The following is a 16,882-nucleotide window of genomic DNA, read 5'->3' as shown; positions in this document are numbered from 1 at the left end:
TTAATTTGCTACACCGCACGACCGTGCTTTTATATCTATTATTTTTACTGCGCCGCAGCACGCTGCGTCAAAATCTCCACCGCAGGCAGGGTCTTACCTTCCAGGAACTCCAGGAAGGCGCCGCCGCCGGTCGAGATGTAGCCGATCTGCTCGGTAATGTTGTACTTGGCGATCGCGGCCAGCGTGTCGCCGCCGCCGGCGATCGAGAAGGCCTTGGAATTGGCGATGGCCAGCGCCAGCGTCTTGGTGCCTTCGCCGAACTGGTCGAACTCGAACACGCCGACCGGGCCGTTCCAGACGATGGTGCCGGCGGCGCCGATCTGCGCGGCCAGGATGGCGGCGGTTTTCGGGCCGATGTCCAGGATCATGTCGTCGTCGGCCACGTCGGCCACATCCTTGATGGTGGCGACGGCGGTTGGCGAGAATTCCTTGGCGCAAACGACATCGACCGGGATCGGCACCTGCGCGCCGCGCTGGGCCATGATCTCGATGATGGCCTTGGCTTCTTCGACCAGCTCGTTTTCCACCAGCGACTTGCCGATGTTCAGGCCGACGGCCTTCATGAAGGTGTTGGCGATGCCGCCGCCGACGATCAGGTTGTCGACCTTGTCGGCCAGCGCCTTCAGGATCGACAGCTTGGACGACACCTTGGAACCGGCGACGATGGCCAGCAGCGGACGGGCCGGGGCGCCCAGCGCCTTGCCCAGTGCGTCCAGCTCGGCGGCCAGCAGCGGACCGGCGCAGGCGACCGGCGCGAACTTGGCGATGCCGTGCGTCGAAGCTTCCGCGCGGTGCGCGGTGCCGAAAGCGTCATTGACGTAGATGTCGCACAAAGCGGCCATTTTCTGCGCCAGTTCGTCGCTGTTCTTCTTTTCGCCCTTGTTCACGCGTACGTTTTCCAGCAATACCACTTGGCCGGCTTGCAAGCCTTCCAGGCCGGCGCCGTCGACCCAGTTCTGTTTCAGCTCGACCGGCTGGCCCAGCAGCTCGGCCAGGCGCGCGGCGACCGGCGCCAGGCTGTCTTCCGCTTTGAACTCGCCTTCGGTCGGACGGCCCAGGTGGGACGTGACCATGACCTTGGCGCCGGCGGCCGCGGCAGCCTTGATGGCCGGTACGGAGGCGCGGATGCGCGTATCTTCGGTGATATTGCCGCTATCATCCTGCGGCACGTTCAAGTCGGCGCGGATGAAAACGCGCTTGCCTTGCAGCGCATTCTGGGCGATGAGATCTTGCAGACGGATGAAGTTCAAAACAGCGGACATGGCTACCCAAGGGTCGAGTTGAAGAAAGAGCGCTATTTTACCGCAAGGACGGGGTGATTTAACTGTTATTAAAATACATGGATCAGCCGTAAAGCCGTGTAAAAGGCCATGCCGAACACAATTGTCTGCAACATATTGCGCCGCAGCAAATAAAAGATCGTAGCAACGATACCTGATACCAATTTGAGATTACTCAAATCCAGCAGCGGATGGCTGTCCATCATGATCAGGTCCGGCGCGACGATGGCCGCCAGCGCGCAGGCCGGCGCATAACGCAGCATGTCCTGCACCCGCGGCGGGATGGTGATGTGCTGGCCGATCAGCCAGAACGAGCTGCGCGTGGCGGCGGTGGCCAGCGCCAGCACGCCGATGATGATCCAGACTTCCCAATCAGCCATGGTTTTTTCTCCATTTTTCGACGCCCTCTTCGATCGCCATCGAGGTCAGCATGCCGACCAGCACGGCCAGCAGCAGGCCCAGCTTGTACGGCAGGCCGGCCGCCAGCACCGACACCGCGCCGGCCACCAGCACGCCGCACAGCGCGGGACGGCCCACCACCAGCGGGATCATCACGCAGATGATGGCCAGGGTGCCGGCAAAGCCCAGCCCCCATTCGGCGGGCACGGCGCTGCCGAGGAAGATGCCGGCGATCGAGCCGACCTGCCAGGCGGCCCAGTTCGGGTACAGCAGGCCTTTCAGGTAAGACAGCTTGCCCACCTGCGGCGCCTCGCTGGGGTATTTGTGCAGGAACATGGCGACCGTCATGTCGCCGGCCACGTAGCCGAGCACGAAGCGCTTGCGCCACGGCAGTTGGGCGAAATGCGGCGCCAGCAGGGCCGAGAAGATGACAAAGCGCAGGTTGACCACGAAGGCGGTGGCGAAAATGACCCAGATCGGCGAGTGCGAGGCGATCAGCGGCAAGGCCGCCAGCTGGGCCGATCCGGCGAACACCAGCAAGGTCATGCCCAGCGCCTGCGGCACGGTCAGCCCGCTTTTGACCATGGCGATGCCCACCACCAGGCCCCAGGCGCCGATGCCGAACAAGGTGGGAGTACCGGTCTTCAAGCCTTCGCGCCACGAGGGTTCATGGTGCTCGGCGACGTAGGGCGGGGGTGGTGCGCTGCTCAATTCGGTCATGTGCGTAGTCGTGTGTCATTCCCGCCACATAGCGGGCCGCACCGGGGTTGTAGAGGCGCTATTTTACCGATGATTTTTGCTCAATGCGCGAATCCGTTAAAATCGTGGTTTTCCTCAGCCTTTCGGAGCACACGAATATGACCAACGCCCACACGTCCGCCGCCACCAACGCAGTTGAGCTCGAGGGCAAGGACTTGCCGGCCCACTGCCCTAACCCGGCCATGCCGCTGTGGTCGTCCCACCCGCGCGTGTTCCTGGAATTCAACCACGACGGCATCGCCAAGTGCCCGTACTGCGGCACCGCCTATCGCCTGAAGCCGGGCACCGTCGTCGCTCACCACTAACATAACCCGCCAGCCACGCGCCCCGGAGCCAGCATGCCCACCAAGCGAGTCAAGCAGTTGAATGGCAGTGCCGCCGAGACCGAATCGGCGTTTTACGACGCGCTCAACCGCGCCGACCTCGATGCGCTGATGGCGCTGTGGGCCGACGACGACGAAATCGTCTGCGTGCATCCGGGCGGGCCGCGCCTGATCGGCCATGCGGCGATCCGCAGCTCGTGGGCGGCGATCCTGGAACACGGCGGCCTGCACATCGTGCCGTCGCAGTTGCATGAAACCCACAACCTGATGAGCTCGGTGCACACCTTGGTCGAAGGCACCACCGCCGGCGGCGAGGCGGCGCACCTGGTCGCCACCAACGTCTACGTCAAGACGCCGCGCGGCTGGCGCATCGTGCTGCACCACGTGTCGGTCGCGCCGGGACCGGCGCCGGCCGATACCCACAGCCAGATCCTGCACTAAGTTTCCTCATGAAGTACAGCGCGCCCTTCTGGCTCCCGAGTGGCCACCTGCAAACCATCTATCCCGCCACCTGCATCGCCAAGCCGGCGGTGCGGTTCCGGCGCGAGCGCTGGGAAGCGCCGGACGGCGATTTCGTCGATGTCGATTTTGTCGACGGCCAGCCGGGCCAGCCGTTCGTGGTGCTGTTCCATGGCCTCGAAGGCTCGTCCGACAGCCACTACGCGCGGGCGCTGATGGCCGACGTGGCCGCGCGCGGCTGGTCGGGCGCGGTGCCGCATTTCCGCGGCTGCTCCGGCGAACCCAACCGCGCGCCGCGCTTCTATCACTCGGGCGACGCCGCCGAGATCGACTGGATCGTGCGCCGCCTGCACGGCCGCAGCAGCGGCAAGTTCTACGCCGCCGGCGTCTCGCTGGGCGGCAACGCGCTGCTGCGCTGGCTGGGCGAGTCGCAGCACCAGGCCGACTTTGTCGACGCCGCCTGCGCGGTGTCGGCGCCGCTGGACCTGGCGCAGGGCGGCGTCTCGCTGTCGAGCGGCTTCAATATGATTTACACGCGCATGTTCCTGCAGACGCTCAAGCCCAAGTGCATCGCCAAGCTCCAGCAGTTCCCCGGCCTGTTCGACCTCGACGCGCTGCACGCCGCGCGCGACCTGTACGCCTTCGACAACGTGGTGACGGCGCCGCTGCACGGCTACCGCAACACCGACGATTACTGGGACCGCGCCAGCGCCAAGCACGTGCTCGACGACATCACCGTGCCGACCCTGGTGCTGAACGCGAAGAACGATCCCTTCCTGCCCGGCCGCCACCTGCCGCAACGGGCCGCGCCGAACGTGGTGCTGGATTATCCGGCCGAGGGCGGCCATGTGGGCTTTGCCGTCGGCGGCATGCCGGGCAAGCTGCACTGGCTGCCGCAGCGCCTGATCCATTTCATGCAAGGCGTGAGCGCCACCAACGACTCACTGGCAGAACAACATGGATGACATCGTCAAGCAGGCGCTGGCCAAGTGGCCCAACGTGCCCTACTGCTACGGCTGGCTGGGATTGGATGCGCGCGGCAACTGGCGCATGCGCGACGAGCGCGCCCAGCACCTGAACCTGCCCGGCGACAAACTGCACCACGCGGCGCTGGTCGCCTTCATCGTGCGCAACTACGCTGCCGACGAGCGCGGCTGCTGGTATTTCCAGAACGGTCCGCAGCGCGTGTACGTGCAGCTGGAGGCCACGCCCTACATCGTCCGCACCGATCCCGCGCAGGGCTGGTCCCTGCACACGGGCGCGGCGCTGGGTCCGGTCGAGCAAGCGGTGCTGACGGAGACTGGCGCGCTGGTCTTGCGCAGCGGAGATGTGGTGGCGCAGCTGGACGACCGCGATTTCGCGCACGTGCTGCCACTGCTGAAAATGAACGGCGCCGCCGTGGTCGATGAAGACCTGCTGGCGTGGATGGAAGGTTCGGCGTCCGGCGCGCTGACGCTGGACGGCGTGGCCGTGCAGCGCGTGGCCGCCGCCGAACTGCCGGCGCGCTACGGCTACGTCAACGCACCGTCCGCACCGGCATAGGATTGGACTCCGGGCGCAGGCGGTCGAGCGGATTGCCCGAGACCGCGCCTTCCGGGCCGCTGCGCATCTCCGCCTTGAACGCCGGGCGCGAATCAGCCTCGCGCAAATCCTTCTTGCCCTTTTCGCCCAGCTCCTCGCGGCGGCGCGCCTGCAACTCGCGCTCGCGCGCATCGATCACGGCCTGGTCGTAGAAGGAAGCGTCGGGCGCCTTGCGCGCATAGCTCAGCTGGTCCAGCGCCGACAACACGCCGCCCTGCAACACATACGATTCCGCCAGCGCGATATGCTGCAAGGCCAGCTTGCCCTGCTTGGAGTACGTCTGCGCCAGCAAATCGTAGGCATCGGGATCTTCGCGGTACAGCTGCACCTGGTCGCGCAGATAGACGGCCGCCTGCTCCAGCTTGCCGGCCGCGATCAGGGCTTCGCCATATTGATGCGCGATGCCGCGCGACAGCGGGAACTGCATATGCGCCGCTTCCGCCTCGGCCAGTCCCTTGTCGATCATGGCCTTGTTGTCCGGCTGCGCCAGCTTGATCTCGATCGAGGTGCTGACGAAAATCGAATCCGGCGCTGGCCGCGCGGCCACGCTGAAGGTGCCGGCGGCGGGCGGCTTGTCGAAGGTGGCGCGCGCCTTGTCGAGCCAGACCTGGGCTTGCGCGGTCTCGCCTTTTTTCAGCGACAGGAAAGCCATGCCGTACTGGCCGGCCGTGACCTGCTGGCGGTTTTCCTGCTGCATCTGGCTTTCAAAAAACACCTTGGCCTCGGCCAGGCCGGACGAGCTCGGGTCCTGCAACACGCGCGCGCGCGAACGCACCAGGTAGAAGTCCAGGCTGTCCTGGCGCTGCTTGTAGGGCTGCTCGCGGATGCGGGCCTGGATGTCGGCGATGCGTTCGGTGGTCAGCGGGTGGCTTTGCAGATAGGCCGGCACCAGGTCGCTGTAGTTGCGGGTCGCGGTCTGCATGCGCTGGAAGAAGGCCACCATGCCCGAGGTGTCGAAGCCGGCCGCGCCCATGATCTGGAAACCGATGCGGTCGGCCTCGCGCTCGGCATCGCGGCCGAAATTGAGTTGACGCTGGATGGCCAGGCCCTGCCCGGCCGAGAACACGCCAATGGCCGCGTCGCCGCCGGCCTTGGAGGCCAGCGCCGCCAGGATCATCGCCGCCAGCGGGATCAGGGCGTCCTGCTTCTGCTGGCCGATCGAGCGGGCGATGTGGCGCTGCGCCACGTGGCCGATCTCGTGGCCCAGCACCGAGGCCAGCTCGGACTCGGACTGCGCCGCCAGCAGCAGCGCCGAGTGCACGGCGATGAAGCCGCCGGGCAGCGCGAAGGCGTTCAGCTGCGGATCGCGCACGGCGAAGAAGTAGTAGTCGAAGTTGGCCTCGCCGCGCGCGCCGGGACGGGCCGCGACCAGCGCGTTGCCGAAGCTGTTCAGGTATTCGAGGATGGGGCCGTCGTCGAGGAAATCGTGGTCGCGGCGGATGTCGCGCATGATTTCCTCTCCCAGCTTGCGCTCCATCAGCGGCGACAAGTCCTGGCGTTCGGTATCGCCGAGCGCGGGCAGGTTCGGGATCTTGGCGGGCGCCAGAACGTCTTGCGCCATGGCCAGGGGCATGGCGACCAGCAGCGCGGCGGCGACTACACGCATGCGCAGAGAGCGGGGGGAGCGTTTTGTATTCACGATGATATGATACCCGCAACTTGGGCGCTCACGCACAGCGTCCGCCGACGAATTATTTTGTTACGTTTTAAAGCCCACCATGACCATCGAAAACTCCGCGCCTGCTGATCAACTGACCCACTTCGACGGCTCCGGCCAGGCGCACATGGTCGATGTCGGCGCCAAGGCCGAGACGCACCGCATCGCGCTGGCCAGCGGCAGCATCCGCATGAAGCCGGAAACGCTGGCCATCATCACCGGCGGCACGGCAAAAAAGGGCGACGTGCTGGGCATCGCGCGCATCGCGGCCATCATGGCGTCCAAGCGCACCAGCGACCTGGTGCCGCTGTGCCACCCGCTGGCGCTGACCCGGGTGACGGTCGATTTCGAGACCGATGTCGCCAATTCCAGCGTGCACTGCAAGGCCCAGGTGGAAACCTACGGCAAGACCGGGGTGGAGATGGAGGCGCTGACGGCGGTGCAGGTCGGCCTGCTGACGGTGTACGACATGTGCAAGGCGGTGGACCGGGGCATGGTGATGACCGACATCCGCGTGATGGAAAAGCATGGCGGCAAGTCGGGGGATTGGAGTGCGACAAGTTAAGTGATTGATCTGGCTGAAGAATTTTTAACAACCAGATCGGCACTAGCTGATACCCCCGCTTCTTGCAGCAGTGGAGCATGTCGTAAATTTTGCTTAAAACTAGTTCTTGTCACACTTCTGTCACAACGGAGTGTACATGGCATCAATTCGGCAACGTTCGGGCGTATGGCAAGCTCAAGTAAGACGCTTCGGGTATCCGAGCGAAGTAAAGTCCTTCTCCAGCAAAGCAGAAGCGCAAGCATGGTCCAGAGCCATTGAAGCGGCAATGGACCAAGGCGCGTATCAAGCGACACATTCAGCCAGAAACATCCTCCTTTCTGACCTGCTGCAACGCTACGGCGAAGAGGTTAGCCCCACCAAGCGAAGTGAGAAACGCGAACGGCAAACGATTCAATTCATACTACGCCACAAGATGGCTGCATACAGTATGGAAAAGTTGACGCCTGCCGTAGTTGCCAGCTACCGCGACGAACGCCTCAAAACGGTTGCTCCGGCTACCATCATTAGAGAACTGAGCATCCTATCAAGCGTCATCAGTCATGCTCGTAAAGAATGGGGCCTACCAACGGCAAACCCTTGTGCGCTGGTCCGCAAACCCTCGACACCTCAAGGCCGGACCCGTTTACTCACCGTAGATGAAGAAGCCCGTCTGATCGCAGAACTACAGCCGGTGCGCCGACGCAGCCCTTGGATGGCTCCACTAGTCTTGCTTGCGCTGGAAACAGCAATGCGACGCGGCGAACTACTGTCAATGCGATGGGAAAACGTCAATCTGCAAGCCCAAACAGTGTTGCTGCCAATGACCAAGAACGGTACAGCAAGGGTGGTGCCATTTTCCCGGAAAGCTGTCGCTGTATTGCTGACGCTTCCCTACGCTGAAACTGGGCCAGTATTCCCGCTCTCGTATATGGTGGTGAACAACTGTTTCGTAGACGCCTGCAAACGCGCTAAGATCGTTAATCTCCACTTTCACGACCTCCGGCATACGGCAACCAGCAAACTCGCTGAGAAGCTTCCTAACGTCATTGAACTGGCTGCGGTCACGGGGCATCAAACGATACAGATGCTTAAGCGGTACTATCATCCCAAGGCGGAGGTTCTTGCCCAAAAGCTGGGATAGGTGCTTCATTTGCAACACAGATACATTGTGATTTTCTTCTTGTACTTCGACGATGCAGTCGCAAACTTGTTGATAGGTGTCATATCGAGCCATTTTCTTGCAACATTCGTGAGCATGCCTGCAACAATTTGCGTACATTGGGTAGCGCCAGTACTGTATAGTTGCAAAAATATCCGTTATGCTGTAGTGCGTGTTGCTGAGCGACATGAGATACTTTTTAGAAGTCACGTCGATTTTTATTCGTTATTCGCAACATTTTCAATTAAGTCATTTTCTGGAACCACAATGAAGAAAGTTCGTATTCCTGAGGAATATACACAGCCGATTATTAGCATATCGGAGCTTAATGATGCCTCGGTTGATGAGATTGTGACTTTGTTTGAAGCCGAGTCTAGTGCACTATATGACGCTGGCTTTGTTGGAAGAATTGCAAGCAAGATAACCAAGACAGATAAAGCTCTCGCCGAGAGCATAATCGACGCGGTGCATTCGATGTATCCCAGTTCATATTTGGGAGAAGGCTATAGCATTGAAAGGTTTGCGACTGCCATTATAAAAGATTTGATTAGCGAAGATTCCGATTCAAAACTTTCCGCTGACTCGATTGCCAAATTAAAAAATAACTTAATAAAGCTTTTGAGTGTTAAGTCTTTGGCCGTTTCATGCAAGGGGACTGGGCTTTCTTTGGAGAATGTCAATAATTTCGTCAGCGCCCAAGTGATAACTGATATTCGACCAGTTTTTGACGATGAAGTCACTGAAATCGCTGCGACATTGATGGTACAAACGCTTACCATCGAGTATATGAGCTTCCCACATGGCAAGACTCAGTTTTCCGTTGCTTTAGATTCCGTGGATATACGGGCGCTCATGCATACATTGCAGAGAGCAGAAAAGAAGGCCGAAGCGATTAAGAAAAAAATGGCAGCAGCGTCAGTTTTGGTGTTGAACCCATATGATCATGAGGCGGATGAATGATTGCACTCGCTGAACGAAAGAGAGAATTGGTCGATTTAAAAGCGTCCAGAACACCAAGCTCCTCCACCGCGCACCCTTACGCTCAGAATGTATCAGGAGGGACTGCACGCGGAATTCGTATAGATCAGCGAAGTGATAAGTCAAAACATTTATTGGCATTAGCTCAAGAATTTTATTTTGAAAATGTTAAGCATGATAGAGATTATCTTGAAATAACTCATCAAATACACAATCCTTGGATTGTCGAATACTCGCCGCACCTTCCGGCAATTGATTTTTTTGAAACCCAGGTACATCATACAGAGGTAGTTCATGCAGATGCTCGTGAGGACACTACTGAGAGAGTATTTATTGAGAATCTGCAAAAATGGCGATCTGAAACTAAGTTCATTTCCTCAACAGAGAAAATTATTTTGCATCGCTCCTACCAGCGTATTATCGGTTTGGGGAAAAAGGCATTACCTTTCATCTTTTCTGATATTGAAAATGGATGCACCCATTGGTTTTGGGCATTAGAAGCTATTACAGGTATTGACCCTGTTGTAGATGATCACATTGGTGATATGGATGCGATGGTTCAAGATTGGCTTAACTGGGCTACAATAAACGGATATAGGTAGATAAAAATGGTATCGGAATTGACGGATAGTGGAGGCTTTCCTTTGGTCAACAATAATAATACAACGATAACTAGCTCACTAACCGATCGTTATAATTGCATTGCTTGGGCTGCAAAAGATGAATCTAATTGGTGGTGGCCTCAGCCAATTACCAAGAAGAATTTTTGGCCAGCAGGTCTTCCTAGAAGCACAACCGTTAACTCTTTTGTAATTGCATTTCAATCTCTCGGATATGAGCAATGTACTTCTGGGGATTTAGAGGTCGGTTTTGAGAAGGTTGCGTTGTATGTGGATTCAGCTTCAGTTCCTACACACATGTCACGTCAGTTAGATAGTGGTCTATGGACTAGTAAAATGGGGGAATGGCATGACATTAGTCATGAAACGCCGGAAACGCTAACTGGCGATGTTTATGGCTCTGTGCACTTGTTCATGAAACGCTCAATTGCCGCCAACTAGTGGTGAAATTGCTTTCTGCACATCGATTTAAAGATACGGTAGACGCTGGCGATACCGATGTCGCATGCTGCAATATCTTACTTGGTCACACCCTTGGCATGCAAAGCTAGCACCTTAGCTGCCTTGGCTCGATCGGTTGAAGCACAACCAGTGTACTTACCTTCAGCCTTCTAAGCTGAGGGTCGCAGATTCAATGGCCAAAATACTCAATAAAAACAAGGTAGTACGATCAATGGGTTTGCGGCTTACAATCCTTTGGATGGTCCTTGTAAGTGCTGTGTAAGCGGAATCCAATTGCATCAACTCATGCTAAATGTGTAGCGAAGCTACTTTCATTGGCGTTCTGGCATTGGCGTTTATCAATTCATCCACTGTGATATCCATCTTCTTGCAAAGAATTGACAGTTCTTGCATTGATACCTTCTCACAGCGCACTTCCACAGAGTTCACCAACAGCTTAACGGTGAAGGTGTCTTTTCCGTTCTGCTTCAGCACCTCTGTTATCGCTGCAACCTGTGCGAAGGCGACCGCCTTGTTTCCCATCATGCTCATACTCAAATTACACTCCTTCAAAGTGTGGTTTGGTACACTGTATATAGACACAGCGCTGTTCACAAATACAGTACATCAATCCTCGGTAAAAGTCTACCGACTATTTGTGATGGGAACGGTCAGCACACGCAACGCTTCTGCGTAGCTGCCGGGAGCCGCTACGGGCATCTGCTGCGTTGCTGCAACCAACAGCTTCTTCTCTTATCCGATGGCGGGCGCAAACTTCGTTCGCCTTGCCTTTTGGTATGCCTGACACTACAATTAGTATGTACTTTGTTAAAAAGTACTAGATGTTGTGTTTTTTGTGTTTTGGAAATTAATTCGATTCAGCATCTTTTAAAAGGAAGCAATATGAACGAAGAACCAAAAATCTCGATTAACAAGCTTGGCGAGTACATGACCGCCACTGCTGCTCGACGCAGGCAGATTGTCCGCGATCAGAAGAATCCACCCGTATTCAAAGCTGCGCGTTATAAGGCTGCACGGGAAGTTATCGTTGGCTTCATCGAAAGCGGGATGGTCGATGACGGAGCGCCGTTAGCGAAGGCTGCCGAACTGCGGGCGGACACGTCCGGTTCCGATTTTGCCGTTCAGGACCGTCAACTGTCTGCGGAAGCGATTGAGGACTTCTTGCCGCTTGCAGAAGAGTTGGAAGTAGCAGACGTTTCCGTTCAGTCGGGCTATGCCTTCGCTTCCGAAACGGTGGACTTTGGCGGTACGAAGGTATCGATGCGACCTGATGCGATCCTTAAGAACAAGGAAACGGGCGACGTCGTTGGTTGCGTGAAGCTGAACTTCTCCAAGTCGGCCCCTATTCTGGAGCAAGCCGGGGCTTATGTGGCTACAGCTTTGCGCGCCCATCTTGAGGCCAATGCAAAAGATCCAAAAAGCGTCGATCCGGCGCTGTGTTACGTCGTTGATGTACCGACGGGGACGGTATCTTCGGCACCGGCAGCAAACAAGCGGCGTCTTAGCGATCTTGCCGCCGCAGGTGAAGAAATAGCGGCCCGGTGGGCAAGTGTGTAAATTTGACGTAACTGCTGACGGTCCCCAAAACCTAAAAAATTTTGCAAGGTAGAGGGGCTGCCTTAACGCGCAACCAGTCGTACAGAAACGGTAGCTGAACGCAGTGAAATATCTTCAGGGTTTCGGATCGGGTGTGGAAGGTCAGGAGGTCCAGCGGGTTGCTAAACGCGCGGGGAACCGGGGAGAATTCGCTACACAGGTTTCAGAAATATCTGCGGGGGGCGCTGCTGGCGTTGATGAGCAGGGTTGCACTGCCTGCTGAGTGATCGAGACGCTACGGGCCTCCTATCGCATCCTATGCTGCACAGTAGCGCTTGACGGTAGCGGGGGAAATGTCGAAGTGTTCCGCTGTAGCCGCGATGCTCTTGCCGTGTTCAGCACGCCATGCCTTTACGGTAGCTGGGTCTAAGGTCTTGGCACGGCCCTTGTATCGTCCGTCGTCCGCTGCCTTGGCTACTTCAATGCCCCGCTTCTGCATCTCCTTGCGGTTGATGTAGTCGGCTTCGCCCTGTGCGGCCATGAAGGCCAGCACTGCATCACGAGTAGCCTTGAGCATTGGCTCGGTGGCCGTGCCGTCAAACTCCATGCCGTTCAGGGTGCAGACTACCTTGACGCCCATCTTCATCAGGGTTTGCATGACAGTGTGCAGTTCGTCGTAGCGACGGCTGATACGGTCCAGCCAGCGCACGTACAGCACTCCACCATCAGACAGTTTGTCCATGACCCGCTTCCACTCCGCACGGTCCATAGGGGCTACGTGGTAGCCGCTTACACCTTCGTCAATGTGCGTGTGCTTGGCTGGCACGCCGTGCTTGGTAGCGTCCTCGTACTGGCTGGCGCTGGTCTGTCCCTCGGTGGTGCTGATGCGTCCGTAGTAGATGGTCTTCATGGTGACGTTTGGCTCAGTTGGGTATATAGCTCAATAATACATGATGGCTCACTTACAGTCAACCCTATTGAGCTAGGCTGGTAGCTCATTTGACTAGGTGCTTTCAGGTATACCCTGTTGAGCCATCTAAAGGTGAGTAACACATCTGCCAACTTGAGTAGTTGCTTGCTGCTCACAAAGCCCTCACACTAGGGCATCTTATGCTGAGAGGAACGATTGTGAACGAGAAGTTTGTAAGGCGATTTCAGGAGCTACTGGATGCTTCTGCCAAGCTACCTTGGGCACAACAACAGGGAGGCGGTCCAAGGTATGTCCCGGATGGAAAGTGGCAAGGGTGGGCGACGAGTTCACTCAGCCTAATTAGCGCAGTCTTCGGCGACCACTCGCCGCAAGCCAATGCGTTTAGGACAGCCTGTAACAAAGCACGAGTGGGCTATGAGCATGAGGTTACGCCGTTATTCTCGCTATTCCGATCAGCCAAAGAGGATTTTGATGGTGGCTACGTGTTCAATGTCGAGCTTCAGGTTTCTGGCGAGGTTTTCGGTGACTTCGTTGGCTTGGCCCGGCAATCTCTGACTGATGGACATAAGGATGTCGCTGCGGTCTTAGCGTGTGCTGCGCTTGAGGATGCCCTCAAACGCTACGCGGCAGCAAACAACCTGCTAGTAGACGGGAAGACTATGACAGAGGTCGTCAATGCATTAAAGACTGCCGGACTCGTGGCAGGGGCGCAGAAAACATTGTTGGATGCCATGCCTCGGATTAGAAATTTGGCTCTTCATGGGGACTGGGCCAAACTAAGTGAGCCCGACGTAGCAAGCGTACTAGCCTTCGTTGAATCGTTCCTGCTAACCAAATTTACCCCATAGCAGCTTGATACTCGTGGTAAACAGATAGCCATTGTCTTCTCTTGTATGGCTTTGCGGCTGCTCAAACAAGACGCAATAGTTCACGGAAGACGTGGAAGAAATCTAAATGCCCCCTTCGGCATCTATATACTTATATATAAAGAGCTTTATCAAAAGCATGCATTAGCTGCATTATAGGGCCTTCCCCTTGAAGAATCAGGGCTCTTCACGGGGACGGCATTGCACTAACTAAGCATCAGACTGCATTAGCCTGCACCAGACCACCTCTATCAGTCGCGCTACTGTCGTCGGCTTGTATAGCCACCACTTCGCTTGGTGTGAGCTTGGGACTGCGCTTCACATCAGGCTGCCAAACATCCACCTGAGCAGTCCGACAACCGGGAACGCTCCTGCGTGCCAGCTTATAGCCCAGCCCCCTCATCACCCGCTCAATGGCTTCTTGCGATACGTTATCGCAGCCATTCTCTTTCAATGTACGTAACAGACGTTCATTGTGGAATCGCGGTACTTTCCTCACTAATTGCGTCAGGATATCCTTGAAATCTCCAACTGAAAGGCCAAGCATTCGCCGTAACGCAGGGGTCTGCGCGGTTGAGCCCGGCTTGAATCCGCTCAGATCACGATCCATGAAAAAGTTGTAGATGAACGCATCGGTGCTGGGCTCCCCCATCCACTCGTAAAATTTCTCAAAAAATCCCTTGGACTCATCCAGATCAACCTTCATTTGGGACCGGTCGCAAACATAAAATCGACGATCTTGCCCATCAAATTCGAAGGGCGTGTCCTTGTTCGAACAAATCAGAATTCTGGCGTACACTTCTCGCTGCACGATCTTCTGAACAAACTTCAGTTCGACCGCCAACGTCTTGGCCGACATGATGAACTTCAGAGTCTCATAGGTGTCAGACTTGGCAGGAGCATCGTCAAAGCAAACAAGTAAATGATCCGGGAGGACCTCTGAGAACTTTGCCAAGGCCGGAGCATATTGCTCCCGCTGCCATACATGGTTATAGCCGAGTGCCTTCCTCACCAGCGTGGTCATTGTGGACTTGCCAGTACCATGATCGCCAGACATGATCACTCCCCATTCGGGCCGACGAGTAGGGTTCTGAATGATATCTGCACACCAGTCGAGTACTACCCGCTCATCCTCACGGTTCATGAAAATGCGATCCAAGAACTCTCTGAAGATCGCAGGCATCAGAAGCTGCAACACCCTTTGAGGCTTATATGGAATGTAAGTATTAGCTAGGGTGATACCGGGATGGGTATCGAAAAACCGCTCCGGCACAGGCCGAAATGCCGAGCCCAACACGTTCGGCATTACCGTCGTAAGCCGCTTTCCAAGGATCTCCTGGAACCGTGCGAAGTCACCTTCGACGCGAACATTATTTTCTCTGGCCCACTTCGGGAATCGTGCCACGAAGTGATCGAGCCCAGCGTATCGGTTGCTTAGTGCATGGAAAGCTTTGACTGGAAAGCCGGACGTGTCAATGCACCATGACTCATCTCTGAGGGCGTCAGCGTAACGGCGGACAGCCTGCTTTGGAGAGAGCGACTCGTGGGCATCAAGGAGGGAGTTGATCCCGCCGCTTGGCGCTGTAGCTAAGCGAAGTGGACTTGGCGAGTTTGCTGAAGGCTGGCTATGGCAGCTGGAGACTAGCGCGAGAGGGGGGAACAGCGTGGTTGTAGGAGCCGGTTCAGCAGGAGTTGCGGCAGAATTTAATTGCAATTGAGTCATCTATTCGTTCCTTTCGATGGTATGGGTAAACGTCAAAAATGTAGACGGTAAAGTTTTTCATAGTGTTGCTTTCAAAGTTAAAAATCCGAACGGTGCAAACGAACTGCACGTAGTACGGGCGTCAAATGCCAGCATCAGAGCTGACACGTCTTTGCTTCAGTCGAAGTGATCCGGGCGAACGGAAGCGACTTCAGTGCTTAGAAGCGGGTAAATTAGTTGATGGGAAGGGTGATGCAGGCAGCCCAGATGGGCAGGAATGCAGAATTTTTGCTGAGTAGTTGGAATTTACTTCCAATATTATTATGATATTAAATATTTTCATTCGCTCCTTCATGGTTGTTAGGGAGACGTATTGTTCCACAGTAATTGCGAAATGTCAAAAGTGTTACCACTTCTAAACGGTAGGTTTAGAACTAGGAACAGGCTCTCCATATTTTCGTGTGTAAACCTTCGATTTCTTTAAGGGATTATTGTGTTGGGAATTGAGATGCCTATGTCATAGAGAACGATAATATTTCCATAGGGCGATGTTAATTTTTTACAACAAGATTCCTCCTTGGGAATTTTATAAATTTAGTGATTTGCCTAACCATTTTTTGATTTTCTATTGAATGGATAGATCAACCGATCAATGATTTCTATTGATGGTTTCGTATGCATTTCCCTACTTCTTCGGTATGCTCGGCCCATCCTTTATGTGTTTTAAACCACTGCTCCATTTGCTCCTTTGTAGCCCCGCATTCATTCATAATACGTGCTGATTCCGCGTCTTTTTGAGCTCTTTCTTGTTCTGGTGACTGCATCGCAACTCGGATAGCAGCCACTGCAAACAACGTAACCGACACACCAATCAAGAATATAACTAATTTCTTAAAATTTCCGAAGTTTTTAAATGCAGGAGTGAAAATTAAGGCTAACGGTATGACTATTGCCAGAAAAAGCATCACGTAGGTTTTCCTTTTTATTTAAGTTAACTATTGACAGACTTAGCATGGTTCACAGCTTCTTGCAGAGTGTCGTAGTCGTATCCGCCGATAGTATAGATGCTGCCTTTGAGACTGATGCCATATTGTCGCATCGCTGCCTTTTCATCCAATTGTGCATCTGATTGAATAATTTCCGGTTGTGTATGATGACAATATCTGCAAATCTTTGCTTCAGCTTTGATCAGTTCAGCGCAAGCAGGGCATTTTTTCATTCCATCAGATAGTTGAAGCTTCTCCAGTTCTTGGCTATTCGGTCGAATAATAATTGAATGCGGGAGAGCTACAATAAATAATGCTGCACCGTAAAACCACCATGTGCCAAAGGAGCGTCCTTTGCTATGTGCGATTGAAGCAGGGACTAAGCCAATCAATACTGCAATGACAAGAATTTCCATTTGATTTCCTATCGGCTGTAAGTTTTACCATTTGTTGATATGTTATATAGAAACTCACTATAGGGGAGTCGAGCGTAAACGGTTGATTTCGATGCTACTGCGCCGAGCGTAATTACACGGCACATAATACTAACGCCACCTTGAATTCGTTCGCACATGGCATCAGCACTGTCGATAAATTCTGTTTTGTTAAGGCGCGCAATTATTAGAGTCCTCCCTTCAGG

Annotated in this window: 20 protein-coding genes; 11 read left to right on the top strand and 9 right to left on the bottom strand. The window is 55.4% G+C overall.

Features of this window, described 5'->3' with window-relative positions; genetic code table 11:
- Positions 1-44 precede the first annotated feature (44 nt).
- The 3 genes from D0T21_RS17965 to D0T21_RS17955 form a co-directional block, all read right to left on the bottom strand.
- Positions 45-1,262, bottom strand: a complete 1,218-nt coding sequence (locus tag D0T21_RS17965) for a phosphoglycerate kinase (RefSeq protein ID WP_116992149.1) — start codon at positions 1,260-1,262, stop codon at positions 45-47.
- A gap of 68 nt (positions 1,263-1,330) precedes the next feature.
- Positions 1,331-1,660: an AzlD domain-containing protein gene (locus D0T21_RS17960; RefSeq protein ID WP_116992148.1), complete on the bottom strand. Its 330-nt coding sequence runs from the start codon at positions 1,658-1,660 to the stop codon at positions 1,331-1,333.
- Positions 1,653-2,399 carry an AzlC family ABC transporter permease gene (locus tag D0T21_RS17955; protein ID WP_116992147.1) on the bottom strand — a complete coding sequence of 249 codons (747 nt, stop codon included), beginning with the start codon at positions 2,397-2,399 and terminating at the stop codon, positions 1,653-1,655. The genes D0T21_RS17960 and D0T21_RS17955 overlap by 8 nt, the downstream gene beginning before the upstream one ends.
- A 137-nt stretch (positions 2,400-2,536) precedes the next feature.
- Here D0T21_RS17955 and D0T21_RS17950 point away from each other — a divergent pair, with 137 nt between their 5' ends.
- The 4 genes from D0T21_RS17950 to D0T21_RS17935 are packed head-to-tail and all read left to right on the top strand — an operon-like array spanning position 2,537 to position 4,762.
- A complete protein-coding gene (locus tag D0T21_RS17950; RefSeq protein WP_026334010.1) occupies positions 2,537-2,743 on the top strand; it encodes a zinc-finger domain-containing protein in 207 nt (68 codons plus the stop codon).
- Between the two features lie 33 nt (positions 2,744-2,776).
- The gene (locus tag D0T21_RS17945) at positions 2,777-3,202 is read left to right on the top strand and encodes a nuclear transport factor 2 family protein (RefSeq protein ID WP_116992146.1); all 426 of its coding nucleotides are present in this window, start codon (positions 2,777-2,779) and stop codon (positions 3,200-3,202) included.
- Positions 3,203-3,210: 8 nt separating this feature from the next.
- On the top strand, positions 3,211-4,185 hold the full coding sequence (locus D0T21_RS17940) for a YheT family hydrolase (protein ID WP_116992145.1): 975 nt from the start codon (positions 3,211-3,213) through the stop codon (positions 4,183-4,185).
- Positions 4,178-4,762, top strand: a complete 585-nt coding sequence (locus D0T21_RS17935) for a DUF2946 family protein (protein WP_116992144.1) — start codon at positions 4,178-4,180, stop codon at positions 4,760-4,762. The genes D0T21_RS17940 and D0T21_RS17935 overlap by 8 nt, the downstream gene beginning before the upstream one ends.
- Here D0T21_RS17935 and D0T21_RS17930 read toward each other — a convergent pair.
- On the bottom strand, positions 4,737-6,407 hold the full coding sequence (locus tag D0T21_RS17930) for a M48 family metallopeptidase (RefSeq protein WP_116992143.1): 1,671 nt from the start codon (positions 6,405-6,407) through the stop codon (positions 4,737-4,739). The two genes, D0T21_RS17935 and D0T21_RS17930, sit on opposite strands and share 26 nt — an antisense overlap.
- A 112-nt stretch (positions 6,408-6,519) precedes the next feature.
- Here D0T21_RS17930 and moaC point away from each other — a divergent pair, with 112 nt between their 5' ends.
- The 5 genes from moaC to D0T21_RS31755 all read left to right on the top strand — a co-directional run bounded on the left by moaC (position 6,520) and on the right by D0T21_RS31755 (position 10,200).
- On the top strand, positions 6,520-7,023 hold the full coding sequence (moaC, locus tag D0T21_RS17925) for a cyclic pyranopterin monophosphate synthase MoaC (RefSeq protein WP_116992142.1): 504 nt from the start codon (positions 6,520-6,522) through the stop codon (positions 7,021-7,023).
- Between the two features lie 136 nt (positions 7,024-7,159).
- A complete protein-coding gene (locus D0T21_RS17920; RefSeq protein WP_116992141.1) occupies positions 7,160-8,143 on the top strand; it encodes a tyrosine-type recombinase/integrase in 984 nt (327 codons plus the stop codon).
- A gap of 285 nt (positions 8,144-8,428) precedes the next feature.
- Positions 8,429-9,121 (top strand): hypothetical protein, encoded by a 693-nt coding sequence (locus tag D0T21_RS17915; RefSeq protein ID WP_116992140.1) that lies wholly within the window; start codon positions 8,429-8,431, stop codon positions 9,119-9,121.
- Entirely contained in the window at positions 9,118-9,741 is a 624-nt protein-coding gene (locus tag D0T21_RS31760; protein ID WP_147328130.1) for a hypothetical protein, read from the top strand. The genes D0T21_RS17915 and D0T21_RS31760 overlap by 4 nt, the downstream gene beginning before the upstream one ends.
- Positions 9,742-9,747: 6 nt before the next feature.
- On the top strand, positions 9,748-10,200 hold the full coding sequence (locus D0T21_RS31755; protein WP_147328129.1) for a hypothetical protein: 453 nt from the start codon (positions 9,748-9,750) through the stop codon (positions 10,198-10,200).
- A 309-nt stretch (positions 10,201-10,509) separates the two neighbouring features.
- Here D0T21_RS31755 and D0T21_RS17905 read toward each other — a convergent pair whose 3' ends face one another.
- Entirely contained in the window at positions 10,510-10,752 is a 243-nt protein-coding gene (locus D0T21_RS17905; RefSeq protein WP_116994450.1) for a hypothetical protein, read from the bottom strand.
- Positions 10,753-11,103: 351 nt separating this feature from the next.
- On the opposite strand from D0T21_RS17905, the gene D0T21_RS17900 reads away from it, so the two are divergent.
- On the top strand, positions 11,104-11,778 hold the full coding sequence (locus D0T21_RS17900) for a hypothetical protein (RefSeq protein WP_116992137.1): 675 nt from the start codon (positions 11,104-11,106) through the stop codon (positions 11,776-11,778).
- A 295-nt stretch (positions 11,779-12,073) separates the two neighbouring features.
- Here the strand turns inward: D0T21_RS17900 and D0T21_RS17895 are convergent, their stop codons facing one another.
- Entirely contained in the window at positions 12,074-12,667 is a 594-nt protein-coding gene (locus D0T21_RS17895; protein ID WP_116992136.1) for a recombinase family protein, read from the bottom strand.
- A gap of 218 nt (positions 12,668-12,885) precedes the next feature.
- Between D0T21_RS17895 and D0T21_RS17890 the strand changes: the two genes are divergently transcribed.
- The gene (locus tag D0T21_RS17890; protein WP_229211534.1) at positions 12,886-13,536 is read left to right on the top strand and encodes a DUF4145 domain-containing protein; all 651 of its coding nucleotides are present in this window, start codon (positions 12,886-12,888) and stop codon (positions 13,534-13,536) included.
- A 235-nt stretch (positions 13,537-13,771) separates the two neighbouring features.
- On the opposite strand, the gene D0T21_RS17885 is transcribed toward D0T21_RS17890, so the two are convergent.
- From D0T21_RS17885 to D0T21_RS32240, 3 genes are all read right to left on the bottom strand, one after another.
- The gene (locus tag D0T21_RS17885) at positions 13,772-15,277 is read right to left on the bottom strand and encodes a primase-helicase family protein (RefSeq protein ID WP_147328128.1); all 1,506 of its coding nucleotides are present in this window, start codon (positions 15,275-15,277) and stop codon (positions 13,772-13,774) included.
- 638 nt (positions 15,278-15,915) lie between these two features.
- Positions 15,916-16,224 carry a hypothetical protein gene (locus D0T21_RS31750; protein WP_147328127.1) on the bottom strand — a complete coding sequence of 103 codons (309 nt, stop codon included), beginning with the start codon at positions 16,222-16,224 and terminating at the stop codon, positions 15,916-15,918.
- 23 nt (positions 16,225-16,247) lie between these two features.
- The gene (locus D0T21_RS32240; RefSeq protein ID WP_199538552.1) at positions 16,248-16,658 is read right to left on the bottom strand and encodes a hypothetical protein; all 411 of its coding nucleotides are present in this window, start codon (positions 16,656-16,658) and stop codon (positions 16,248-16,250) included.
- Positions 16,659-16,882 lie beyond the last annotated feature (224 nt).

This window comes from Duganella sp. BJB476, assembly GCF_003416895.1.
Taxonomy (GTDB): domain Bacteria; phylum Pseudomonadota; class Gammaproteobacteria; order Burkholderiales; family Burkholderiaceae_D; genus Rugamonas.
The sequence above is the reverse complement of the archived record's forward strand: the minus strand, read 5'-3'. Positions and strand labels throughout refer to the sequence as shown.